We start from the raw sequence: 22,825 nt of genomic DNA on the forward strand, positions 1-22,825 counted from the left end.
GTGAGACGCGGGCCTCTCACGTCCGCCGGGGCTCGCCGTCCCAGACCGAGGACATCTCGTCGTAGGCCTTCGCGACGATCTTCGCCATCGCCTGCCGGGCCCGATCCGGCTCCTCACCGCCGATCGCATCGGCGACGTCGAAGTGCCACTGGAGCGCATCGGGATGGGGGAACTGCGGCTGCAGCCCCTCCGCGGTGCGACCGGCGAGGATCTCGGCGACGACGGTGTCGAACGACGCGAAGAGCTCGTTGCCGCCGGCGCGCAGGACAGCGCGGTGGAACGCGGCATCGGCATCGAGGAAGGCGCTCACGTCACCGGTCCGCCCGGCCGCCCTCATCCGCGCGGCCAGGCGCATGATCTCCTCAGCCGCCTCGGCGTCGGCATAGGTCGCCGCGAGACCCGCGGCCTCGGGCTCGATCGCCACCCGCAGCTCGGTCAGGGACCGCAGCTGACGAGCGGGACGGACCGCCATCCGCCAGCGGACGACGAGCGGATCGAGGATCGTCCACTCCGACATCGCGAGGATGACGAGACCGAGCCGGCGCACCGGTCGAACCATCCCGAGGGACTCGAGGACGCGCACGGCCTCCCGGATGACCGAGAGCGAGACGTCGTAGCGGGCGCGCAGCTCCTCGGCCTTGACGACGACGCCCGGGGGCAGCGCCTCGGAGACGATGTCGCGTCCGATCGCCTCGACGACCTGACCGTGGAGGTTCTCCCGCGGCGGCGGGTTCGCATCGGCGGCCATCAGCCGCTCGGCACCACGTGGGCGCCCGCCGCGGGACCCGTCGTCCGCAGCGCTTCCTTGACTCCCCGCGTGGCCTGGAGGAGAACGGCGAGGTCGAGGGCGTGGTGGGCGTCGCGGGCGAGGAACCCGATCGTCGGTCCCGAGCCGCTGAGCAGGGGCAGGACCGCGCCGGCCTCGCGTCCGGCCTCGAGCACCTCGGCGAGTTCCGGCCGGAAGGACACGGCCGCCTCGGTGAGGTCGTTGCCGGCGGCGGCCGCGAGCGCGTCGACGTCACCGGCGGCGAGCGCCTTGAGCACCTCCGGCGGGACCTCGGCCGGAGCCGGGTCGGGGGTGAGTTCGTCAAAGCGGCCGTAGACCGCAGGCGTCGAGAGCTGCCCCGCCGAGGTGGCCATCACCCAGTGGAAGGTCCCGCGGGTGAGGACGGGGCTGAGCTTCTCCCCGCGGCCGTGGCCGATCGCCGTGCCCCCGCGCAGGAGGAACGGGACGTCGGCGCCGATGTCGACGGCGAGGTCGGCGAGCACTTCGGTCTCGACTCCCCCGATGAGGTGCGCGGCACCGGTCAGTGCCGCTGCGGCATCGGCGGAGCCCCCGCCCATCCCCCCGGAGACGGGCACCTGCTTGTCGATGACGATGTCGAGCCCGCGCAGCGCATCGACGTTCCGTTCGGCCTCGAAGGTGCTGATGAGGAGGTCGACGGCACGGCGGGCGAGGTTCGCCTCCCCGCGCGGCACGGTGTCATCGGCGTAGCGCCCCTGGACGATGATCGCCCCCGTCCCGCCGGGGATGAGGGTGAGCGTCTCGGTGAGGTCGAGGGCCTGGAAGACCGTCGCGAGCTCGTGGTAGCCGTCCTCGCCGACTCCGCCGACGCCGAGGTGGACGTTGATCTTCCCCGGTGCGCGCACTCTCACCGGGGTCGGGGCGCCGGGGCGCGGGGACAGCTGCTCGGTCATGCGGAGCGACCGCCCTCCGGGTCGGCGTCCGGGCTCGGTTCCGCTGCCGGACGACTGTCATCGGCGGCGAGTCGGGCCTCGGCGGCGGCGAGGCGTGCGAAGTCGGCGACGCCGAGCGCCTCCCCCCCGGGTGCGCGGGTCGATGTCGGCGGCGCGGAGGACCTCCTCGGCGCGTGCCGGGCTGCCGGCCCACGTCGCGAGGGCCGCGCGCAGGGTCTTGCGGCGCTGCGCGAACGCGGCGTCGACGAGGGAGAAGAGGCGTGTGCGCTCGGCGGGGTCCCTCTCGCTGCGGGTGACGTCGATGCGGACAAGTCCCGAGTCGATGTTCGGGGCCGGCCAGAAGACGTTCTTGCCGATCCGCCCGGCCAGTCCGACCTCGCCGTACCACTGGGCCTTGACGCTCGGCACGCCGTACGTCCGCGAGCCGGGCCCCGCGGCGAGGCGCTCGGCGACCTCGAGCTGGACCATGACGAGGACGGTCCTCAGGCTCGGGAAGATCTCGAGGAAACGGAGGAGGACGGGCACGGCGACGTTGTAGGGCAGGTTCGCCACGAGCGCGTCCGGGGCCTGCGGCAGCTCGGTGACCTTGAGTGCGTCGGCGCCGACGAGATCGAACCGGTCGACGGCCTCCGGCGCGAACTCCGCGATCGTTGCGGGCAGGCGGGCGGCGAGCACCTCGTCGATCTCGACGGCGGTGACGGCATGACCGGCCTCGAGCAGGCCGAGGGTGAGCGACCCGAGTCCGGGACCGATCTCGACGACGTTCTGCGCCCCGGCGAGGTCGGCTGTCGCGACGATCGAGCGCACGGTGTTGGGGTCGATGACGAAGTTCTGCCCCTTCTGCTTCGTCGGGCGCAGACCGATGTCAGCGGCGATGTCGCGGATGTCGCGTGCGGTCAGTAACGTCACACCCAACAACCTACCTCACGGTCTCGGCAGACCTCACCGTGACGGCGCCCGTGATCCCCCGTGACCTGCGGGTGACCCGGAAACGTTAGGCTGGCCCCCATGGATCGCACGACTCTGGCCGAACTCCTCGACGTCTCCGTCCTCGACCGTCTCGACCGGATCGATGATCTGCCCACAGGCGACCTCGCCCGTTCAGCGGCGCTGCGCAAGGAGGGGTTCTCCGCCGAGGTGACCGCGGCCCTGCTCACGCAGGCGCAGCTGCGCACGGAGGCCGTCGGCAAGCTCGGCCCCTACGCCGCGGAGATGCTCTTCACCCGTGACGGCCTCGCCCAGGCCACCCGCCTGCCCGTCGCCGCCCACCACGCGCAGCGGTTGCTCGCCGCCGGACGAGCCGACGGCTCCGACGCCCCCGTCCGCATCGCCGACCTCGGCTGCGGGATCGGCGTCGATGCGTTCGCGTTCGCCGGCCTCGGCGCCGAGGTCCGCGCCGTCGACGCCGACGAGGTCACCGCCGCGAGTCGCCGCCTTCAACCTCCGGCACCTGCCCGGTGCCGAGGTCGCTCACGGGCTGGCCGAGGACGCCGAGATCGACGGCGCCGACGCCCTATGGTTCGATCCGGCTCGCCGCCGCGTCGGTCGCGCGAACGCCCGCGGGGCGACCGCGCGCATCGCCGACCCCGACGAGTTCTCCCCGTCGCTGACCTGGGTCGTCGACCGCGCGGCGAAGGCCCATGCGGCCGGGGTCAAGCTGGGCCCCGCCCTCGACCATGACCTCATTCCCGCGTCAGCCGAGGCCCAGTGGGTCTCCCACGACGGCGACGTCGTCGAGGTGTGCCTCTACTTCGGAGCGGCCCGGCAGCGCCCCGGACGCAGCGCACTCGTCATGGGCGAGCGCACCCTCCTCGTCCACGAGGACGATGTGCCGGCGACCGACGAGGACGGCATCGGCCGCCTCGGCGCGTATCTCCTCGAACCCGACGGCGCGATCGTCCGCGCGGGGCTCGTCACGGCGCTCACCGGTCCCCTGCAGGCGCGCCGGCTCAACCCGTCGATCGCCTACCTCACAACCGATGTCGCCCCGACCGGGCCGGCCGCGGCCGGGGTCACCGCGTACGAGATCGTCGATGTCCTCCCGGCGAAGATCCCGAGCCTGCGCAAGGAGCTCATCGCCCGCGGCATCGGCTCCGTCGTCATCAAGAAGCGCGGCGCCGACATCGTCCCCGACCAGGTGCGACGCCAGCTCAAGCTGCCGAAGGGCGAGCGCGCCACCCTCGTCTTCACCCGCCTCGGCGACAAGCACGTCGTCCTCCTCACCCAGCCGTTCACGGCACCCGGGACTGCCACGGAGTCCTGAGGGGACGTAGAGTCAGCAGCGGAGGCGATCGCAGGAGATCGACCCGAGCCAAGGAGATCCGATGACCCGAACCGATGTCCTCATCACCGCGCAAGAGCTCCTCACCCAGGCGATGGGCCGGACCCCGCCGAGGCTGCTCGACGTCCGCTGGACCCAGCTCAAACCCGATGGCCGGGACGACTTCGCACGCGGTCACCTGCCGCACGCGCTCTACGTCGACCTCGACACCGACCTCGCCGATCACGGTCAGACCGATCCGCGCGCCGGGCGCCATCCCCTGCCGAGTCCCGAACAGTTCCAGACCACGGTCCGGACCTGGGGCATCACCCCGGAGACCGAGGTCGTCGTCTATGACGACAACTCCGGACTCGGCGCGGCGAGAGCCTGGTGGCTGCTGCGCTGGGCGGGACTGCACGCCCGTGTCCTCGACGGTGGGATCGACGCTTGGGTCTCCGCCGGCGGCGACCTCGAATTCGGTGAGGCCGCTGCCGTCGACCCCTCCACCGTCGTCATCACTCCCGGGTCGATGCCCGTCATCGACGCCGACACCGCCGAGTCCTGGGACGGGGTGCTCCTCGACGCCCGCGCCCCCGAGCGCTTCCGCGGGGAGACCGAACCCCTCGACGCGGTCGCCGGCCACATTCCCGGAGCGCGGAACGCCCCGGCGACGGAGAACACCGCCGACGGCTACATCCTCTCCGAGGTCGACCTCCGCGAGCGCTTCGGCGACCTCGGCGCCCTCGAGGAGTCGGTCGCCGTCTACTGCGGGTCCGGGGTCACCGCGTGCCACAACGCGATGGTGCTCGCGACCCTCGGGGTCGGCTCGAGCCTCTATTCGGCGAGCTGGTCCGGCTGGTCGTCCGACCCGGGTCGCGGGATCGCCACAGGCAGCTGAGCATCCGTGCCGCGGTCCGCTATGCTCCGCCCCTGAACCGGCTGGTGGGCTGCGGGCAGACCGACGTCGACGCGGAGTCCCCCGCCGGCCAGCGGGGTGAGGGTGAGACTGCCGTGATGAGTGGCGATGATGCGCGCGACGATCGCGAGGCCGAGGCCGACCCCTGCGTGGCTGCTGTCGCGGGTGCGCCTGCCGCCGCGCTGGAACGGTTCGGTGAGGGTCGCAACCGCTTCGGGGCTGATGACCGCTCCGGTGTTCTCGACGCTCACCCACGCCCACGGGCCGATGCCGCCCGGTGCCGGCTGCCGGCCGGTGCGCACGCGCAGCGAGCCGCCGGCCGGGAGGTTGTGGACGATGGCGTTGTGGACGAGGTTCGTCACCACCTGGGACAGCAGCACCGGCGACCCCAGCGCTGTGGCCGGCTGAGTGTCGAATTCGACGTCGATCCCCCGCGATTCGGCGAACGGCAGCAGGGTCTCCACGGCATCCTCGGCGAGGAGGGAGAGGTCGACCGGCTCGACGTCGCGGATCTCATTGCCGGCGCGGCTGAGCAGGAGGAGCGCCTCGGTGAGCGCGATCGCACGGTCGTTGACCGCGCGCAGCTGAGCGAGATCCGCGCTGTGCTCGCGGTCGGGCTCGCGCTGTGCGACATCGAGGACCGCCTGCGTGATGGCCAGCGGGGTCCGCAGCTCATGGGAGGCGTTCGCGGCGAAGCGCTGCTGCTCGGCGACATGGGCCTCGACCCGGGTGAGCATCGCATCGAAGACGTCGGCGAGCTCCCGGATCTCGTCCTGGCGCCCGCTCATCCGGATGCGGTGGGAGAACTCGCCGGCGGACACCGCCCGGGCCGCCCGGGTGATCCTCTCCAGCGGGGTGAGCATGCGGCCGGCGAGGAACCATCCCCCGGCCAGCCCGACGACGAGGAGGAACCCCAAGGTCGCCGCCGCGGCGGGGAAGAACGCCCGCTGCAGATCGGAGCGATTGGGGACGAAGCCGTCGGGGGCGCTGATCGGCACGTTGGGGACATAGCGCAGGAGGAAGATCCAGACGACGGCGAGCAGGAGGATGCCGGCGACGATGAGGAACCCGGCGTAGCTGAGCGTCAGCTGCCACCGGACGCTCAGTCCGCGGGGCCGCGGCTCAGCCACGGTCGGCCGCCTCGGCGCTCGGGTCCGCGATGCGATAGCCGACACCGGGCACCGTCGCGATGAGCCAGGGCTCGCCGAGGCGCTTGCGCAGAGCCGAGACCGTGATCCGCACGGCATTGGTGAAGGGGTCGGCGTTCTCGTCCCAGGCCTTCTCGAGCAGCTCCTCGGCGCTGACGACTCCCCCGTCGGCGCGCATGAGCACCTCGAGCACCGCGAACTGCTTGCGGGTGAGTGCGACATACCGGCCGTCTCGGTAGATCTCCCGGCGGAACGGGTCGAGGCGAAGACCCGCGACCTCGAGCACCGGTGCGCGGTGCTGGGACGGCGCCGGTCGAGGGAGCGCAGACGCAGCACGAGCTCGGCGAGCTCGAAGGGCTTCGTCAGGTAGTCGTCGGCGCCGAGGGCGAACCCCGTCGTCTTGTCGTCGAGGCGGTCGGCGGCGGTGAGCATGAGGATCGGCATGCCGGTGCCGGCGGCGACGATCTGGCGGGCCACCTCGTCGCCGGAGGGTCCGGGGATGTCACGGTCGAGCACGGCGATGTCGTAGTCGTTGACCGCGAGCATCTCGAGCGCCTGGTCACCGTCGCCGGCGATGTCGGCGGCGATGGCCTCCAGGCGGAGTCCGCTGCGGACGGCCTCGGCCATCTCGGGTTCGTCCTCGACGATCAGTACGCGCATAGGGATCAGCGTATCGGCCCGGATGTATCGCGGACATATCGATTTCCGCATACGCTCCGGCAACAGGCGACGGCGTTGACTGAAGGCATGACCACGAGAACCGCAGCATCCGTCCCGACAACCACCGACCGCCTCGGCGTCCTCGCCGTGGCCGTCGGACTCGCCGTCCTGCTCATCGCCGCCCTCGCCGGCTGCGCAGTGCAGGCGGAGTCCCCGACCGGCGAGTCGGGAGTCGGGGCGTCGATCGACGCGAACGTTCGCGACACCGACAACGGCGCCCTGCCCGACGACGCCCGCATCACCGACACCGAACTGCCGGGCATCTCCGGGCTCGACGCCGATCTGCGCACAGCGGTGACCGCGGCCGCCGAGTCCGCGCGCCTCGACGGCGTGACGTTCACCGTCAACAGCGGGTGGCGATCGGCGGCCTACCAGGCCGGTCTGCTCGACGACGCCGTCTCCACCTACGGGTCGAAGGCCGAAGCCGCACGGTGGGTCGCCACCCCCGAGACCTCACCGCACGTGTCCGGAGACGCCGTCGACATCGGCCCGATGGACGCCTCGAGCTGGCTCTCCCAGCACGGCGCCGACTTCGGGCTGTGCCAGATCTACGGCAACGAGGCGTGGCACTACGAGCTCCGGCCGGAAGCGCAGACCGACGGCTGCCCGCAGCAGTACGCCGACCCCACCGAGGACCCCCGGATGCGGTGATTCCGCGGTGCGGTGAGGGGCAGGGTGTGCGGCTCGTCTCATTCATCGATGCGCAGGGCCATCCGTCCCGCAGCTGAGGCTAGGCTAATCTTGCACGCCGATTCCCTGAGGACGAAAGAGGACTGCTCCGTGCCCGAGACCCTGCCATCCGGCTCCCTGTCCACCGGCTCCCGCCTCGACAGCGCCCGCCGTTGCCCGACGCGATCGGGCCGGCTCTCAGCCGTGCGCGGCAGCCTCGCGCTGTCGGCCGCCGTGCTCACGGTCAGTGTCCTCAGCGGGTGCGGCACCGACGCGGAGACAGCGGGGGCCGCCTCGGCGAACACCTACTCCGTGGAGACCGAGCTCGGCACCTTCGAGGCCCCGACCGACTATGAACGGGTCGTCGTCACGTCGACGGCGCTCCTCGACTCGAGCGTCGCAGCCGGAGTCACGCCCGTCGGCTCGCCGATGTCGTTCGCGGGTCTGCCCGACTACGTCGGCCTCGACGACGACTCGGTCACGCGCATCGGGGACTCCGACGAGGAGATCGACCTCGAGTCCGTGGCCGCGCTCGAACCCGACCTCATCCTCATGAACGCCTCGGGCGGTGCCGGCCTCGATGACACGATGTTCGACGAGTACTCCGACATCGCACCGACGGTGCCCGTCGTCGTCGGCGAGCAGGACCCCAAGGGCCTTGCCGCCCAGGTCGGGGCCGCTCTCGACCGCACCGCGGAGATGGATGAGGCCGCCCGGGCCTACGAGTCCCGCGCTGCCGACCTCAAGGCGCAGCTCGCCGACGATCCCGAAGCGGCCAAGCCGGTCTCGCAGGTGCGCCTGCGGCCCGACGAGGTGCGCGTGATGATGGAGGAGACGAACGCCGGGGTTGCGATGACCGACGCCGGGCTGACGTTCGCTCCGCCGGCCGAGGGCGCGAGCGTCGGCGAGGGCGGCTATGTCGAGACGAGCCTCGAGCTGCTGCCGGGCAGCCTCGGCGACCACATCTTCGTCTACAGCACCGAGGAGGGCGTCGTCGATGAGGTCGCGGCCTCACCGATCTGGCAGGCCATCCCCGCCGTCGAGGCCGGCAACGTCCACACCGTCGACTTCGAGGCGTGGATGCGCGGGCAGGGCTACCTCGCGCTGAACACCGTCCTCGACGACATCGCCGCCGCATACGGCAAGCAGCTCGACTGACTCACCCGCTGCACGACGGCGCCGCGTCGCTGCCGTCGTACTCGACCGGCAGCGATCCCGTGGCGGTGAGGTCGCCCTTGAGCCACTTCGCGACCGCCTCGAGCGCGTAGGGATTGGAATCGTAGGCGGTCACCGCGGTCTTCGCCGTGGTGCTGCGCATGGTCCACGGGGCAGCGGTGCCGACGGCCACCTCGGCGGAGGTCTTCGGACTCAGACTCACCGTCGTCCCACCGGAGCCGACGGTCAACCCCGCGGACTCGGCCGCCTTGCCCAGAGCGGCCTTCTCCTTCTCGCTGCCGCCGACGATCGAGATCGACTCGGTGCCCGCGAACTCGCAGTCGCCCTTGAGCACGGTCAACGACTTCTCGGCGACCTCGGTGAGCACGGCCTCGGGATCCTCGGCGCCATTGCCAGCGTCTGACCCGGCGATGCCCTTCTGCGTCTCCGCGGTGGCCAGCTGCATCGCAACGACCCGGCGGGACTTCTCGACGAGGTCGTCCTTCGCCAGCGTCCCATCCCCCAGCGCCGCGACGATCGCCTTCTGTGCGGCTGCGGCGTCCGGGGGCATGAGCGCGAGGTCGGCGCCGGCCTTGAGCGCGGTCACGGTCTCCCCGCCGTTCTCGTTCTGGGGCACGGCCTCCATGTTGAGCGCATCGGTGATCGCGACCCCGTCGAAGCCGAGCTTGTCCCGCATCGCCGCGTAGGCGTCCGGGTTGAGGCTCGCCGGGGTCGTCTTCGCGTCCGGCAGACCGATGTGGCCCATCATCACGAGCGGCACCCCAGCCTCGACCGCGGACTTGAAGGGCAGCAGGTCCGTGCTCTCGAGCTCGTCGATCGACTTCTCCGACACCGGCAGGCTCTCGTGCGAGTCGACGGTGAGGCGTCCGTGGCCGGGGAAGTGCTTCGCGGAGCTCGCGACCCCGCCCGCTTCGTAGCCGTCGACGGCCTGGGCGACCACCTCGGCGACGGCCTTCGGATCGCCGCCGGCCGAGCGCACGTTGATCGCGACGTCCTCGGGTCCGACCGTGACATCGGAGTCGGGGGCGAAGTCGATCGTGAAGCCGAGGTCGGTGAGATTGCGCGCCTGCACCGTCGTCGCCGTCGTCGTCAGCTGCCCATCGCCGGTGGCGGCGAGCGCCATGAGCGGCGGGAACGGCAGCGCCGCGGTGCTCAGGCGCGAGACCGGGCCGCCTTCCTGATCGACGCCGATCGACACCGGCTGGCCCTGTGTCCGCGCACCGGCGATGTCCTTGGTCAGGGCGCTCACCTCGTCGGCCGTGGGGGTCTCCGTGAGATTGTCGGCCATGACGATGACCCCGCCGAGGCTGTTCTGCCTGACCATGTCGACCGCACCCTGGGAGCCGGCACCGGCCCAGGTGCCGATGATGAGGGACCCGGCGAGCTGCTCGTCGGAGAAGGAGTCGACGATCTCGGCGGCCTCGTCGGCGAAGTCCTCAGGCTGTGCCGGGGGCGCGCTCGTGGGCGCACTCGCGGGGGCGGCCGAGCTCGCCCCCGCCTCGGCGCTCGAGGGATCAGTCGTCGGATCCGACTCCCCCGCGCTGCCGCCGGAACAGCCGGCGAGAACAAGGGTGAGTGCCGCGGTCAGTGCCGTGAGGGTGAGACGTGTTGGCATGCTCCCATGCTAGTGGGCGCACCTGAACCAGGTCCGCGCGCTCGGCGCCCGGGTGGGAGACCGATCTCATGCCCGTGTGGGCAAGACGGCGTCTCGAGTCGGGGACGCGCGCCACTATGATCGATCCATGGTCGATTTCGCACGTTCACCCCGTTCCACCCTCGGTGTCGAATGGGAACTGGCTCTCCTCGACGGGGAGAGTCTCGATCTCACCCCCGCAGCGGAGAGCCTGCTGGCCGATGTCGCCGACCGCGCACCCGCATTCGAGAAGCGGATCGTCGGCGAGATGCTGACGAACACGATCGAGCTCGTCACCGATGTGCAGACGACGGTCTCCGGTGTCGCCGAGGACCTCGCGACGTCGATGGGCGCGCTGCGGACGCTGACGGAGGATCGCGGCATCGAGCTGATGTCGGCGGGCACCCACCCGTTCGCCCAGTGGCAGACTCAGGAGGTGCGGGCGAAGGACCGATACCTCGAACTCGTCGACCGCACGCAGTGGTGGGGTCGGAACATGCTGATCTTCGGCGTCCACGTCCACGTCGGCGTCGATTCGCGCGACAAGGTCCTGCCGATCATCAACGCGCTCCTCGCCTACGTCCCCCACCTGCAGGCGCTCAGCGCCTCCTCCCCGTTCTGGGGCGGGACGGACACCGGGTATGCATCGAATCGGGCGATGATGTTCCAGCAGCTGCCGACGGCCGGTCTGCCGTTCCAGTTCGATTCGTGGGCGGCGTATGAGAAGTACGTCGACGACATGCTCACGACCGGCATCATCGACCATCTCAACGAGATCCGCTGGGACATCCGGCCGGCGCCGAACTGGGGCACCGTCGAGGTGCGGGTGTGCGACGGGCTGCCGACGCTCGAGGAGATCACCGCGGTGACCGCGTTCATCCAGTGCCTCATCGACGACTTCTCCGCCCGCCTCGACGCCGGTGAGACCCTGCCGACGATGCCCGACTGGTTCCACGACGAGAACAAGTGGCGGGCGGCGCGGTACGGGATGGACGCGATCATCATCGAGAACGCGCAAGCCGATGAGCGGCTCGTCACCGAGTGCATCGCCGACGAGCTCGTCCGTCTGGCGCCGGTGGCCGAGAGGCTCGGATGCGCGCGCGAGCTCGCCTCGATCAGCGATCTCATGGCGCGCGGGGTGCCCTACCAGCGCCTGCAGGACGTGTTCCACACGACCGGATCGCTCACCGAGGTGACCCGCTCGCTCATCCGGGATCTGCGCACCTCGTACGTGTGAGGCGCGGGTCCGGCTCGCGGGCCGGGGCTGCCTAGAGGTGCGGGCTGCCTAGAGGTGCGGGGCGAGGAGCTCCTCGAGTTCCGGCAGGCTCGCCTCCACCCCCGGGTGGAGGTCGAGGTCGCGGAGTTCGTCGAGCGGCACCCAGCGCAGCTCGATGCTCTCAGGATCGTTGATCACCGGCTCGAGGTGCCGCAGGGTCTTCGCGATGACCGTCGTGTACGACCATGTGCCGAGGTTGAGGACATGGCAGTCGACGATCGTGAAGTCGTTGCCGTCGGGATCGGGCACGCCCGCCTCCTCATGGGATTCGCGGATCGCGGCATCGATCGCCGACTCCCCCATGTCGCGGGCCCCGCCGGGGAACCCCCACGTGCCGCCGGCCACCGACCACAGCGCCCGGTGCTGCATGAGCACTCCGCGATCGGGGTCGATGAGCATGAGTCCGGCCGCGCCGTTGAGACCCCAGTGCTTCTCTCCGTCGGAGCCGACGGTCCACCCGTCACCCGAGCGCCGAGGCGGCAGGGAGTCGGGCAGGCGCTCGGACCGGGCGGGCGAGGAGGCCTCGCCTGCGGCTTTCCCCGGCGGTGTCGCTCGGGTCGTGTCAGCCTCCGAGGCCTCGTCGGACCGTCGGGTCTCGTCAGACGAGGACATCATCGACATCCAACGACGAGACCGCGGCCAGGCCGAGATCGCTCGGGGCGGCACCGCGGGCGACGAGCTCCGCACCGAGTGCGGCGACCATCGCGCCGTTGTCGGTGCAGAGGCTGAGCGGCGGCACCCGCAGGGTCACGCCCGCCTCGGCGCAGCGGGCGGTCAGCACCTCGCGCAGGTGCGCATTCGCCGCCACCCCTCCCCCGAGGACGACGTGGTCGATACCCGTGTCAGAGGCGGCGAGTAGGGTCTTCGTCACGAGGACGTCGACGACGGCGTCTTCGAACCCGGCGGCGATGTCGGCCACCCTCAGGTCGCTGCCGAGTGCCTCAGCCTTCGTCACCTCACGCAGGGCAGCAGTCTTGAGCCCGGAGAAGGAGAAGTTGAACCGACGCTCGGGATCGCGCAGATCGTCCTTCTTCGCGAGCCCGCGCGGGAACCGCACTGCCGTGCGGTCACCGGGCACACCCGTGCCGTCGAGGAGACCGAGCGCGGCCTTCGAGATGTTCGGGCCCCCGGGGTAGCTGAGCCCGAGCAGCCGAGCGGTCTTGTCGAACGCCTCACCGGCGGCATCGTCGATCGTCGCCCCGAGGAGCTCGATGTCGTCGACGATGTCGCCGATGCGGAGGATCTCCGTGTGCCCGCCCGAGACGAGCAGGGCGATCGTCGGCGTCCGCAGACCGTCGATGTCGTCGGCGACGAGGTCGACGGCGACGTGGGCGGCGAGATGGTTGACGCCGTAGAGCGGCAGCCCGAGCGCCGTGGCCAGACCCTTCGCGGCGCCCACGCCGACCATGAGCGCCCCGGACAGTCCGGGTCCTGCGGTCACCGCGATCGCGTCGAGATCGCCGAGGGCGACCCCGGCCTCATCGCACGCGGCGACGATCGCGGGACCGATCGCCTGGACGTGGGCGCGGGAGGCGACCTCGGGGACGACACCGCCGAACCGGACGTGGTCGTCCATCGACGACGACACCGTGTTCGTCAGCAGCGTGCGCCCGCGCACGATGCCCACCCCGGTCTCGTCGCACGAGGATTCGATGCCGAGGACGAGGGGGTCGCTCATCGGCTCTCCGTACCGCGGTGCGGCTCGCCGACGCGGGCGTCCTCCGGTTCAGCGGTCCCGAGATCGTCGAGATCCGGATCGCCGAGGTCGTCCTCAGCGGCGTCATCGACCTCGAGTTCGAGGTCGGCGTAGGTGCGCAGCAGATCGTCGTCGTCGACCTCGGGCGCCTCGACGCCGAGGCTGCGGGCGAACATCCGCAGGTGCGTGTCCCACATCGGACCGAAGTCGGCGGCCTTCTGGCGGGCCGCCTCGGCGTCGGTGGCCGACTGGGTGAACACGAGGACGGTGCCGTCGGTCTCATCCGCGGCAGCCACGGTCGCCGCCTCCGGACCCAGCGACGGGTCGGCAGACGCGGCGGCATCGACCGCGACGGGCAGCAGCTGGATGCCGAGGACGCCGAATTCGACGAACTCGACGAGGACGTGCTCCTCGTCCTCGCAGCTGAGGATCTCCCCGACGAGTTCGGTCTGCCCGAGTTCGGAGACGCCGAGGTCGAAGGACACGGAGTCGCCGTCGACGGTGAAGGGAGCGAACCAGTCACCGGCGCGCTCCCCGTCGGTCAGGCGTGCCCACGCCGCCGCAGGCGTCACCGTCAGCGGCAGCTCGATGACGAGGTCGGTGCCGTTCTCCCAGGTCACAAGGCGCGGATCGGGCGCGATCATGCGTCGGCCCACGCGTCGTCAAGCTGCGCGATCTCGGCATCGGTGAGGGTGAGCTCGGTGCCGGCGAGGAGCTCGGTGAGCTGCTCGGGCACCCGCGCCGAGGCGATCGTCGAGGGAATGAAGTCATGGCTGAGCTGCCAGGCGATCGCCGTCGCGGTCATCGACGCATCGTGGGAGGCGGCGACGTCGTGGAGGACTTCGAGGGCGCGGAGGGCGTTCTGGTCCTCGAGGAGGTCTCCGACCCGTTCGCCGCGGACGCTGCCGGTGGCGTCACCGCCGGTGTGCTTGCCGGTGAGGAAGCCCGAGGCCAGCGAGTGGTAGGGCAGTTCGGCGATGCCGCGGCTGCGGAGGTACTCCTGCTTGTCGGCATCGACGGCGCCCCGGGAGACGAGGTTGAACTTGTCCTGAACGACCCGGTAGTGCGCGAGCGAGTACTTCTCGCTGATCTTCATCGCCGACTTCAGCCGGTCGAGGGAGAAGTTCGAGGCACCGAGGTAGCTGACCTTGCCCGAGCGGACGAGCGCGTCGAACGTCTCCGCGACGGCGACCTGGTCGACCTTCTCATCATCGATGTGCGCGTAGTAGAGGTCGACGCGGTCGGTGCCGAGCCGACGCAGTGAGGCATCGAGGGCCTCGCGGATGTTGACCGGGTCGAGCCCCTTCTGCTTCGGGAGCATCCCGACCTTCGTCGCGATGACCATCTCGTCGCGGTTGCCGCGGGCGGCCATCCATTCGCCGATGATCGTCTCCGACTCCCCACCCGAGTTGCCCTCGACCCAGACCGAGTAGGCATCGGCGGTGTCGATGAAATTACCCCCCGCCTCGGCGTAGGCATCGAGGACGGCGAAGCTCTCGTCCCGATCAGCGCCCCACCCGAACGGATTGCCGCCCAGCTGCAGGGGGTGAACCATGAGATTCGTGTCTGCCAGTTGCACTCGTGTCATGTCTCCACCCTACTCGCCGAGGCGGTTCTCCGTCCTCAGGTCGGGTTGAGGATGGAGGGGGTGCGAACCCAGCGGTCACGGAGCCTGCCGCGATAGACTCTGTCCACCCGGCGACATCAGAGGAGCAGCCATGACCGACCCGTTCTCCGCTCGTCTCAAGGGCAGCACGGCGACGATCCACGACGAGGTCGAGCACACGGACTTCATGGTCGAGCTCATGGAGGGCCGGCTCGATGCGGCTGCGTACGCGACACTGCTCAGGCAGTACGAGGTCATCTACGCAGCCCTCGAGGCACGGGCCCGTGACTTCGCCGCCTCTCCCGTGTTCGCCCCGTTCCACGACCCCCGGCTAGAGCGCTCCGCGCGGATCAGCGCCGACCTCGCCGCCCTCGATCGCGTCGACGGCATCGACGTCTCCGGGATCGCGGTGACGACGAGTGCGCAGGCCTATGCCGATCATCTCGCCGCCCTCGGCACCCCCGAGCAGATGATCGCGCACCATTACACCCGCTACCTCGGCGATCTCTCCGGCGGGCAGGCGATAGGCACCCTCATGGGCAGGCATTACGGGCTTCCCGAGGAGGCGCTGACGATGTGGGACTTCACCGCGCTCGGCAAGGGGAAGCCGTACAAGGACGCCTATCGCGGTCGTCTCGACGAGGTCGCGGCGACCGGCGGCGACGAGGAGGCCGTCATCGCCGAGACGCTGCGGGCTTTCGACCTCAACGGGGCGCTGCTCTCCGAGCTCAGTGACCGGTCCGCCCCGGTCGCGTAAGACCCGCGTCAGGCCGCGGGCTCATTCGCTCGAGGCGACGTCGCTAGCGCAGGCTGCGGCGCATGAGGATCGCGTCGGCGCCCGGATAGTAGTCGGGGCGCCTTCCCCATTCCTCGAAGCCGAGCGACCGATAGAGGCCGAGCGCCGCGTCATTGCCGTCGGCGACCTCGAGGTGGACGATCTCGGCACCCTGGCGGGCAGCCCAGTCGAGCCCGGCGGTGAGGAGACTGCGGCCGACCCCGTGTCCGCGGGCCGCCTCGGTGGTCGCGATCGTCATGACATCGGCTTCCGCACCGATCGCCGACATGACCACCCAGCCCGCGAGCACCCCAGAAGACGCATGATCGGGAGGCCCACCGGTCACCGCCTCGTCCTCCCCGACCTCCGGGAGACGCGCGGCGAACATCGCCGTGCCCGGTTGGGCCCGCACCGCCCAGTAGTACTGGACGGTCCAGGCGGTGGGGCCGAAGATGCGCGCATCGGCCTCGGCCACCTCGGCGAGGTCCCACCACGGGAGGTCGGCGATCTGCACGGGCGCGGCTACTTGAGCGTGCTCTGGCGCACGGGCGTCGCCGCGGCATCGGGTTCGCGGAGGTACTCGGGGACCGGTTCGCCGAGCTCTCGCCCCGCCGCGAGCTCACGGGCGGCGGCGAAGGCGAGGAACTCGGCCCTGGGGTCGACGATGTCGGGTCGGGTCGAGGCGCCGAGGAGGTCGGAGTAGAGGGCGAAGCCGCGCCCGAGACGCTCGCCGATCGCCGCGTCATCAACGCCGTGGGCGGTCAGCTCCACGGCGAGGTCGGCGGGTTTCGCGACGAGCGGGCCGGCGACGAGATCGGCGGCGGGCGAGTACACGCTCGCGTAGACCTCCTTGCGGCGCGCGTCCCCGGCGATGAGGACGAGTCCCGAGTCACCGCCGGCGTGCCCGGAGCATCAGGAGGCGTGTTCAGGCGGCGGAACTCCTCGGCGATCGCCGCCTGCGAATGGAGGCCGTGGACGGGGATCCCGCGCGCGAGACCGACCGCGATGCCCGCGGCGATGCCGACCCGCAGACCGGTGAACGGCCCCGGGCCGGTGCCGGTGACGACGAGGTCGGGCGCCGCGGGGTGGGCGAGCACGCGCTCGAGCGCCGGTCCGATGAACTCGACGTGTCGGCGCTGGTCATCGGCCTGTTCCGCCGCGAGCACCTCCCCCGATTCGGTGTCGATGAGCGCCACCGAGGCGGCCTGAGAGGTGTCGATGCCGAGAATGATCATGCGTGGTCCTCCTTACGACCCATCGTCCCCGGGACCATCGGCGACGTCGAATCCGGCGGTGCGGATCGCCGTGGCGAGACCGCCGAGGCGGCTCTCCCACCCGGGCCCGTGGCCGACGATGTCGACGGTGCGGTTCTCGTCGACGAGGTAGTCGTCATCGGCGGGATCGTCGAGGTCGAAGTCGCCGGTCGCCTCGGCGTCGCTTGAGTCAGTGCTGCCCGCCCCGGCGTCCAACGAATCAGGGTCGCCCGCCTCGGCGGTGCCGGGATGGGTGATCGTGAGATCGAGGTAGTCGGCGCTCAGCTGCTCGGCCAGTCCCTCGCCCCACTCGACGACGGTCACCGACTCCTCGAGCTCCGAGTCGAGGTCGAGGTCGGAGAGCTCCTCGGCGGCACCGAGGCGGTAGGCATCGACGTGGACGAGCGCAGGCCCGCCGTGGGTCGACGGGTGCTCCCGCGCGATGACGAACGTCGGCGAGGTGATCCGCCCCGCGACCCCGAGGCCGGCGCCGAGGGACTGCGTGAACGTCGTCTTCCCCGCCCCGAGATCGCCGGTGAGGATGAGCAGGTCACCGGCGCGCAGCTGCTCGGCGACCGCCTCGGCGAGGGTGCGCATCCGCTCCAGGGAGGTGACGCGGATCCTCATGGCGCCCCCTCACGCCCGCCGGTGACGATGTCGACTCCGCTGCCGTCGACGTCGACTCCGCTGCCGTCGACGTCGACATCGGCACGGGTGACGTCGACGCCGAGGCGGTCGACGCGGGCGCTGATGCGCGTGACGATCTCGTAGTTGATCGTGTCCGCCCACGCCCCCCACTCGTCGGCGCTCGGGCCGTCGGGACCGAAGATGACGACCTCATCGCCGACAGCCACCTCGGCGTCGCCGACGTCGACGATGAACTGATCCATGGCGATGCGCCCGATGACGGGGAAGCGCCGCCCGCGGATCGTCACCGCTGCGCGGTTCGACGCCGACCGCGGCAGCCCATCGCCGTACCCTCCGGGCACGAGGGCGAATCGCGTGTCGGTCTCCGCGGTGTACGTCAGCCCGTAGGAGGCCCCGTGACCTGCGGGGATGTCCTTGAGGTTGACGACCTCCGAGACGAGGCGCATGACCGGGGTGAGGCCGAGATCCCGCGCCGACCGGTCCTCGAGCGGGGAGAGCCCGTAGAGGGCGAGCCCGACCCGGGCCGCGGTGCCGGGCACGGGCCGCAGGGTGAGTGCGGCCGGGGAGTTCGCGATGTGGATGTCGAGTTCGTCGACTTCGCCGAGGCGACCGCCGGCGGCCTCGAGGACGGCGACGAGGTCGTCGCGCACGGTGTCGAAGACCTGCTGCTGCTGCGCGGTTTCGGGGCGGTCGGGTTCGTCGGCGACGGCGAAGTGGCTCATGACCCCGGCGACGACGAGGCGGGGACGGTCCGCGGCGGCACAAGCCCTGAGCTTCGCGAGCACGGCGGCGACATCGTCGGGCGTCAGACCGTTGCGCCCGAGCCCGCTGTCGATCTTGAGGTGGATCCGCGCGGTCGTGCCCGTCCGCTCGGTCGCCTCGAGGATCCGGTCGAGGGCCCCGAGTGTGGACACACCGAGGGCGATGTCGGCGTGCAGGGGTCCGTCGAGGTCGGATTCGGGACCGTAGAGCCAGGCCATGATGTCCGCGTCGGGACCGAGGAGACCGCGCAGATGCAGCGCCTCGTCGAGGGTGGCGACGCAGAACTCGCGGTGTCCGGCGGCGTGGAGGGCCGTCGCGACGATGTCGACGCCGTGCCCGTAGGCGTTGGCCTTGACGACGCATTTGAGTCTGGCCGGCGCGATTCCCGCAGCGAGGACGGCGGCATTGGCGCGCAGGGCGGCCGCATCGATCTCAGCTCTGACGACAGAGCCCTGGGATTCGCGAGAAGTCACTGGACAAGGATACCGTCCCCGTGGACGAGGGCGGTCGTCACCGTGCCGGTCGCGGTGACGAGCTGTTCGGCGTTGATCGACAGCTCCCCGGCCGCATTGTGGAGCAGCACGCCGAGGCCGGCCGTGTGCGCGGCGGCGCGCGCAGGCAGCGGTCCGTCCTCGCCACGGGTCCGCCGCCGTGCCTGGGCCGCGGCGAGCAGGGTGCCGATGATGCCGGTGAGGACGTCGCCGGACCCGGCCGTCGCGAGGCTCGCCGGCCCCGGCGACGGGAGCACCGCGAAGCCGTCGGGACAGGCGATGACCGTCTGCGCGCCCTTGAGGAGGACGACGTGCCCGGTCACCGCGGCGGCCTTCCGCGCCCAGTGGAGGGGGTCCGCCGCGACCCGGCGGGAGGTGATGATCTCGCCGAGGAGGCGGCTGAGCAGGCGGGAGAGCTCACCCGCGTGCGGGGTGAGAACGACCGGTCGGTTCGCATCGGGCTCGTCGTGTCCGACGAGGTCGAGGGCTCCGGCGTCGAGGACGAGCGGCACCGTAGTCTCGGCGATCGCGCCGAGTGCGGCCTCGACGAACCCCTGCTCGGGATCCCCTGATCCGACGACGAGGGCGTCGATGCGACCGGCGGCGAGGACCACCTCGGCGTGCCGGTCGAGGATCCGGTCCCCGACCTCCCCGTCGCCGAGGTAGCGGACCATCCCGGCCGCGGTGTTCACCGCCGCACCCGAGGTGAGCACGCCCGCGCCCGGGTACATCGCGGACCCCGCGACGACGCCGAGGACCCGCGGGAGTACTTGTGATCGGCGGCGACGGGGCGGGGGAACTCGGCGATGAGGTCGCCGATGTCGAGGACCTCGGCGACCGCCTCGGCGGGGTCGAGATCGAGCCCGATGTCGACGACGTCGACGGCCCCGGTGAAGGCGGCGGCCCGGGGGTCGACGAGGCCGGCCTTGAGTCCGCCGAACGTCAGCGTGGCATCGGCGTGGATGCGGGCGTCGGGTGCGGAGTCGGCAGAGGTGTCGAGGTCGGAGGGGACGTCGACGGCGATGACAGCGCCGGTCGGGTCGCCGGCCCGCCAGTTGCGGATGAGCGCGGTGACGGGGCCCGGCAGCCCGCGGCGGCCGCCCGTGCCGAGGATGCCGTCGAGGACGAGGTCGGCGCGATCGAGTGCGGTGAGCGCTTCGGCATGGGCGGGCTCACCGGCGGCGAGGACAGCGGCTCCCGCGCGCTGTGCGGCGGTCAGTCCCTCGGCATGGGTGCGGTCTAAGAGGGTGATGACATCGACGAGGGCACCGCGGCGGGCCAGTGCGGCGGCGGCGAAGAGCGCGTCGCCGGCGTTGTTGCCGGGTCCGGCGAGCACGCACACCCGCGCTCCGGCGATCTGTCCGCGCGCGGAGCGCAGGGTCTGCGCGGCATACCGTGCGAGGGCACCGGCGGCCCGAGCCATGAGCGGGACGCCTGCCTCGAGGAGAGGCGCCTCGGCGTCCCTGATCACCTGACTCGGATACGCGAACGTGCTCATCGAATGCTCCTTCTGACTGCAGACGGCAAAGTCACCGACAACGCACGCCCGACGACACGAGTCTAAGCCCGTGCAACGCTGAATTTGAGAAGGTGATCACCCTCGGAATCGGATTCAGACTGGGACAGCTCAGGGATAATTGCGGAATGCCCCGATCTCTCACTCCCCACTCCTTTCCTTGGTCTTTCGTCCTGCTCGTCACCACTATCCCCCTCCTCCTGTGGATTGCCGCCAGCATGGGCGTGCTCAGCCTCTTCGACGAGAACAACCCGGACGAGACCGGTGCTGCTGCTGTCCTCGTTGTGATTCTCGGAGCGGTCGCTGTCGTCGCGCTCTCAGGGTTCATTGCCGGGTTGCTCTGTCGTCCTGAGTTCGCCGATGGTGACCTTGACGATGATGAGCCGCATTCCACTTCGCCCTACGCCCATAGCGATCTCGTCCCCGCTGCGCGCAAGAAGGTATGGAGGCAGCTCACCGACAAATATGACGGGGACGATGACTTCGCGTTATGGATCATTGACCAAGCAGACCCTGAGGACAGCCCGGAGACGTTGATCCGCCTCGCCGCACAGCGCTGGGGCGAGTGGTTTAACGCTGAGAGCGAGCACGAAGTCGCGCGACATGAAGCCTCACATGTCGCAGTCGGAATGGCCTTGGGTCGCTGTCCCCGAATGGCCGCGATCTGGGATGAAGATGGTGAGTTCGAAGGCGAAACCTCGTTCTACCCGGCCTTTCCTCCCATCGACCCAGTCGATGAACTCTGGCAGGACCTTCGCATAGCGGTATCCGGAATCGCAGCACAGAGACACTCAGCGTTGTCCGCCCACGGCGACGGTGGCGATTTCGAGCAAGCGGAGAAGATCGCTCTCAAACTCGTGGCACGGGGACGAACCCCGCAGGGCTTCACGGCCGAGGGCACTGTGGAGAACTATCTTCGAGTGGCCAGCGACCAGGCAACGGAAATCCTCGCTGCCCACGCAGACGAGGTGAATGCACTGACACTGGAGATCGCGGACCGCTCAGTGATCGGCGGTCAGGAATTGCGAACAATCTTTGCGACGCGTCAAACGCCCGCCCGCTCTGCGGAAAATCCTCGCAGATCCTGACGGGCGTGTCTGGCAGATTCCCGGAAACCAGATTCGGTCGACACGGATCAACTCACTCCCCCGCCAGCTGCTTGAGCTTCCGCCCGGCGAGGTGGGCGAGGAAGAGCGCCTGGTCAGCCAGGCCCTCGTCGCTGTGCCGGGCCCGCGGTGAGTGGTTGGCTTCGCGCTCGGCGACGGGCAGGGTGGGCAGGGCGACGCCGAAGTGCCCGTAGGCGCCGGGCACCTCGGCGAGCACACGGGAGAAGTCCTCGGACCCCGGCAGCGGGTTCGCCCTGGTGACGGTGCGGTCGGCGCCGAAGAGGTCGGCGAAGGTCGCGAGGAAGAAGTCCGCCTCGGCGTCGTCGTTGATCGTCGGCGGGAGGATCCGCTCGTAGTCGACCTCGGCTTCGAGCCCGTGCGCGGCGACGAGCGTGGTGACGAGATGGGGCAGCTCCGCCTCGGCGCGGGTCGTCACCTCGTCGGAGAACGTGCGCACGCTGACGACGAGGGTGGCGAAGTCGGGGATGACGTTGGGGGCGGTGCCGCCGTTGAACTGGCCGACGGTGACGACGATGGGGTCGAAGATGTCGAAGCGGCGGGTGACGTACTCCTGGAGCTGGCCGACGAGCATCGCCCCGACCTCGATGGGGTCGCGACCGCTGGCCGGGCGGGACGCGTGCGTGCCCAGCCCGCGGACGGTGATCGTCATCTTCGCGAACGCGGCCATGTACGACCCTCGCCGGGAGGAGCCGACGCCGAGGTCCTGATCAGCGGAGACGTGGATGCCGTAGGCGGCTTTGACCCGCGGTCCGGCCGCGTCGAGGACGCCTTCGTCGAGCATCCACCCGGCACCGTCGTAGCCCTCCTCGCCGGGCTGGAACATGATGACGACGTCGCCGGGCAGCTCGGCGCGCTTGTCGTGGAGGAGGCGCAGCGCCCCGACGAGTCCGGCGGTGTGGAGGTCATGGCCGCACGCGTGCATGTTCCCGTTCGTCGCGGCGAAGTCGAAGCCGGTCGCCTCGGTGATGGGGAGGGCATCCATGTCACCGCGGAGGAGGACCGCGGGCACGACGCCGGTCGAGTCCGCGGTGCGCTTGCCGCCGCGGAGGACGGCGACGAGGGAGGACAGCGCGTGGCCCGCGGTGAGCTCGACGTCGAGATCGGCGATGGCGTCCCTGACGAGGGCCTGCGTCGCGGGCAGGTCGAGGCCGACCTCCGGATTCGCGTGGAGGGCCCGGCGCAGGGCGACGAGGTCCCCGGCGATGGCCGCGGCGTCAGCGGGGGTGGGGAGGCCTGCCGCAGTGGTGCCGGGGTGCGCCGCCGAGGTGGTGTCCGGGAGGGGCTCCGCGGTGGCGGTCGCGGGGGTGTCGGAGGGAGCCGCCGAGGTGGTGGACGCGGCGGATTCAGCGGAGGAGGGGTCGGCGGAGTCGGCCTCGGTGGCGGACGCAGGGGATTCGGGGTCGCGGGGGTCGGCGGCGGAGGTCATGGGATGAGTCTATTCCTGCCCACGGCGAG

The 22,825-nt window shown here is 70.8% G+C and carries 23 protein-coding genes and 2 pseudogenes; 7 read left to right on the plus strand and 18 right to left on the minus strand.

Annotated elements, in window-relative coordinates; translation table 11 throughout:
* Positions 1-16: 16 nt before the first annotated feature.
* From AC2W7K_RS15905 to rsmA, 3 genes and pseudogenes are all read right to left on the minus strand, one after another.
* On the minus strand, positions 17-748 hold the full coding sequence (locus tag AC2W7K_RS15905; RefSeq protein ID WP_198499376.1) for a FadR/GntR family transcriptional regulator: 732 nt from the start codon (positions 746-748) through the stop codon (positions 17-19).
* Positions 748-1,698: a 4-(cytidine 5'-diphospho)-2-C-methyl-D-erythritol kinase gene (locus AC2W7K_RS15910; protein WP_198499377.1), complete on the minus strand. Its 951-nt coding sequence runs from the start codon at positions 1,696-1,698 to the stop codon at positions 748-750. Before AC2W7K_RS15910 ends, AC2W7K_RS15905 begins: the two co-directional genes overlap by 1 nt.
* Positions 1,695-2,607: pseudogene (rsmA, locus tag AC2W7K_RS15915) on the minus strand (16S rRNA (adenine(1518)-N(6)/adenine(1519)-N(6))-dimethyltransferase RsmA). The gene AC2W7K_RS15910 and the pseudogene rsmA overlap by 4 nt, the downstream one beginning before the upstream one ends.
* 448 nt (positions 2,608-3,055) lie before the next feature.
* Between rsmA and AC2W7K_RS15920 the strand changes: the two are divergent.
* Complete coding sequence (locus AC2W7K_RS15920; RefSeq protein WP_486006388.1) at positions 3,056-3,961, plus strand: THUMP-like domain-containing protein; 906 nt, start codon at positions 3,056-3,058, stop codon at positions 3,959-3,961.
* 61 nt (positions 3,962-4,022) lie between these two features.
* On the plus strand, positions 4,023-4,856 hold the full coding sequence (locus AC2W7K_RS15925; protein ID WP_198499380.1) for a sulfurtransferase: 834 nt from the start codon (positions 4,023-4,025) through the stop codon (positions 4,854-4,856).
* Here the strand turns inward: AC2W7K_RS15925 and AC2W7K_RS15930 are convergent.
* Positions 4,793-6,004 carry a sensor histidine kinase gene (locus AC2W7K_RS15930; protein WP_198501043.1) on the minus strand — a complete coding sequence of 404 codons (1,212 nt, stop codon included), beginning with the start codon at positions 6,002-6,004 and terminating at the stop codon, positions 4,793-4,795. The two genes, AC2W7K_RS15925 and AC2W7K_RS15930, sit on opposite strands and share 64 nt — an antisense overlap.
* Positions 5,997-6,682: pseudogene (locus AC2W7K_RS15935) on the minus strand (response regulator transcription factor). Before AC2W7K_RS15935 ends, AC2W7K_RS15930 begins: the two are co-directional and overlap by 8 nt.
* Before the next feature lie 87 nt (positions 6,683-6,769).
* On the opposite strand from AC2W7K_RS15935, the gene AC2W7K_RS15940 reads away from it, so the two are divergent.
* Both AC2W7K_RS15940 and AC2W7K_RS15945 read left to right on the plus strand, forming a co-directional pair.
* Complete coding sequence (locus tag AC2W7K_RS15940; protein WP_198499382.1) at positions 6,770-7,393, plus strand: M15 family metallopeptidase; 624 nt, start codon at positions 6,770-6,772, stop codon at positions 7,391-7,393.
* Positions 7,394-7,522: 129 nt separating this feature from the next.
* Entirely contained in the window at positions 7,523-8,569 is a 1,047-nt protein-coding gene (locus AC2W7K_RS15945; RefSeq protein ID WP_198499383.1) for an ABC transporter substrate-binding protein, read from the plus strand.
* Between the two features lies 1 nt (position 8,570).
* Here the strand turns inward: AC2W7K_RS15945 and AC2W7K_RS15950 are convergent, their stop codons facing one another.
* Complete coding sequence (locus AC2W7K_RS15950; protein ID WP_376911282.1) at positions 8,571-10,202, minus strand: glycoside hydrolase family 3 N-terminal domain-containing protein; 1,632 nt, start codon at positions 10,200-10,202, stop codon at positions 8,571-8,573.
* A gap of 127 nt (positions 10,203-10,329) precedes the next feature.
* On the opposite strand from AC2W7K_RS15950, the gene AC2W7K_RS15955 reads away from it, so the two are divergent.
* Positions 10,330-11,457 carry a glutamate--cysteine ligase gene (locus AC2W7K_RS15955; RefSeq protein ID WP_376911283.1) on the plus strand — a complete coding sequence of 376 codons (1,128 nt, stop codon included), beginning with the start codon at positions 10,330-10,332 and terminating at the stop codon, positions 11,455-11,457.
* Positions 11,458-11,505: 48 nt separating this feature from the next.
* Here AC2W7K_RS15955 and AC2W7K_RS15960 read toward each other — a convergent pair whose 3' ends face one another.
* From AC2W7K_RS15960 to AC2W7K_RS15975, 4 genes are read right to left on the minus strand one after another with little or no spacing between them, the layout of a single operon-like run.
* Positions 11,506-12,108 carry an NUDIX domain-containing protein gene (locus tag AC2W7K_RS15960; RefSeq protein WP_376911284.1) on the minus strand — a complete coding sequence of 201 codons (603 nt, stop codon included), beginning with the start codon at positions 12,106-12,108 and terminating at the stop codon, positions 11,506-11,508.
* Positions 12,095-13,174, minus strand: coding sequence for a tRNA (adenosine(37)-N6)-threonylcarbamoyltransferase complex transferase subunit TsaD (gene tsaD / locus AC2W7K_RS15965; protein WP_376911285.1), 1,080 nt, complete (start codon positions 13,172-13,174; stop codon positions 12,095-12,097). The genes AC2W7K_RS15960 and tsaD overlap by 14 nt, the downstream gene beginning before the upstream one ends.
* Complete coding sequence (locus AC2W7K_RS15970) at positions 13,171-13,836, minus strand: SRPBCC family protein (protein ID WP_376911286.1); 666 nt, start codon at positions 13,834-13,836, stop codon at positions 13,171-13,173. The genes tsaD and AC2W7K_RS15970 overlap by 4 nt, the downstream gene beginning before the upstream one ends.
* Positions 13,833-14,780, minus strand: a complete 948-nt coding sequence (locus AC2W7K_RS15975) for an aldo/keto reductase (protein WP_376911288.1) — start codon at positions 14,778-14,780, stop codon at positions 13,833-13,835. The genes AC2W7K_RS15970 and AC2W7K_RS15975 overlap by 4 nt, the downstream gene beginning before the upstream one ends.
* Positions 14,781-14,910: 130 nt before the next feature.
* On the opposite strand from AC2W7K_RS15975, the gene AC2W7K_RS15980 reads away from it, so the two are divergent.
* Complete coding sequence (locus AC2W7K_RS15980; RefSeq protein WP_376870798.1) at positions 14,911-15,555, plus strand: biliverdin-producing heme oxygenase; 645 nt, start codon at positions 14,911-14,913, stop codon at positions 15,553-15,555.
* Positions 15,556-15,598: 43 nt separating this feature from the next.
* Here AC2W7K_RS15980 and AC2W7K_RS15985 read toward each other — a convergent pair whose 3' ends face one another.
* Genes AC2W7K_RS15985 through AC2W7K_RS16015 form a run of 7 tightly spaced genes read right to left on the minus strand, consistent with a single transcriptional unit; the run spans position 15,599 to position 20,225 of the window.
* A complete protein-coding gene (locus tag AC2W7K_RS15985; RefSeq protein ID WP_376870795.1) occupies positions 15,599-16,087 on the minus strand; it encodes a GNAT family N-acetyltransferase in 489 nt (162 codons plus the stop codon).
* An 8-nt stretch (positions 16,088-16,095) separates the two neighbouring features.
* A complete protein-coding gene (locus AC2W7K_RS15990; protein ID WP_486006389.1) occupies positions 16,096-16,407 on the minus strand; it encodes a hypothetical protein in 312 nt (103 codons plus the stop codon).
* The gene (tsaB, locus tag AC2W7K_RS15995; RefSeq protein ID WP_486006390.1) at positions 16,335-16,808 is read right to left on the minus strand and encodes a tRNA (adenosine(37)-N6)-threonylcarbamoyltransferase complex dimerization subunit type 1 TsaB; all 474 of its coding nucleotides are present in this window, start codon (positions 16,806-16,808) and stop codon (positions 16,335-16,337) included. The genes AC2W7K_RS15990 and tsaB overlap by 73 nt, the downstream gene beginning before the upstream one ends.
* Before the next feature lie 12 nt (positions 16,809-16,820).
* Entirely contained in the window at positions 16,821-17,453 is a 633-nt protein-coding gene (tsaE, locus tag AC2W7K_RS16000; RefSeq protein ID WP_376870789.1) for a tRNA (adenosine(37)-N6)-threonylcarbamoyltransferase complex ATPase subunit type 1 TsaE, read from the minus strand.
* On the minus strand, positions 17,450-18,709 hold the full coding sequence (alr, locus tag AC2W7K_RS16005) for an alanine racemase (protein ID WP_376870786.1): 1,260 nt from the start codon (positions 18,707-18,709) through the stop codon (positions 17,450-17,452). The genes tsaE and alr overlap by 4 nt, the downstream gene beginning before the upstream one ends.
* Positions 18,706-19,458, minus strand: coding sequence for an ADP-dependent NAD(P)H-hydrate dehydratase (locus AC2W7K_RS16010; RefSeq protein ID WP_486006391.1), 753 nt, complete (start codon positions 19,456-19,458; stop codon positions 18,706-18,708). Before AC2W7K_RS16010 ends, alr begins: the two co-directional genes overlap by 4 nt.
* Positions 19,416-20,225: an NAD(P)H-hydrate epimerase gene (locus AC2W7K_RS16015; RefSeq protein WP_486006392.1), complete on the minus strand. Its 810-nt coding sequence runs from the start codon at positions 20,223-20,225 to the stop codon at positions 19,416-19,418. Before AC2W7K_RS16015 ends, AC2W7K_RS16010 begins: the two co-directional genes overlap by 43 nt.
* 146 nt (positions 20,226-20,371) lie before the next feature.
* On the opposite strand from AC2W7K_RS16015, the gene AC2W7K_RS16020 reads away from it, so the two are divergent.
* The gene (locus tag AC2W7K_RS16020; RefSeq protein WP_376903998.1) at positions 20,372-21,331 is read left to right on the plus strand and encodes a hypothetical protein; all 960 of its coding nucleotides are present in this window, start codon (positions 20,372-20,374) and stop codon (positions 21,329-21,331) included.
* Positions 21,332-21,383: 52 nt separating this feature from the next.
* Here the strand turns inward: AC2W7K_RS16020 and AC2W7K_RS16025 are convergent, their stop codons facing one another.
* Positions 21,384-22,796 carry an amidohydrolase gene (locus tag AC2W7K_RS16025; RefSeq protein WP_376870777.1) on the minus strand — a complete coding sequence of 471 codons (1,413 nt, stop codon included), beginning with the start codon at positions 22,794-22,796 and terminating at the stop codon, positions 21,384-21,386.
* Positions 22,797-22,825: the final 29 nt, after the last annotated feature.

It is taken from the genome of Brevibacterium sp. LAARM2_SD2, assembly GCF_057364785.1.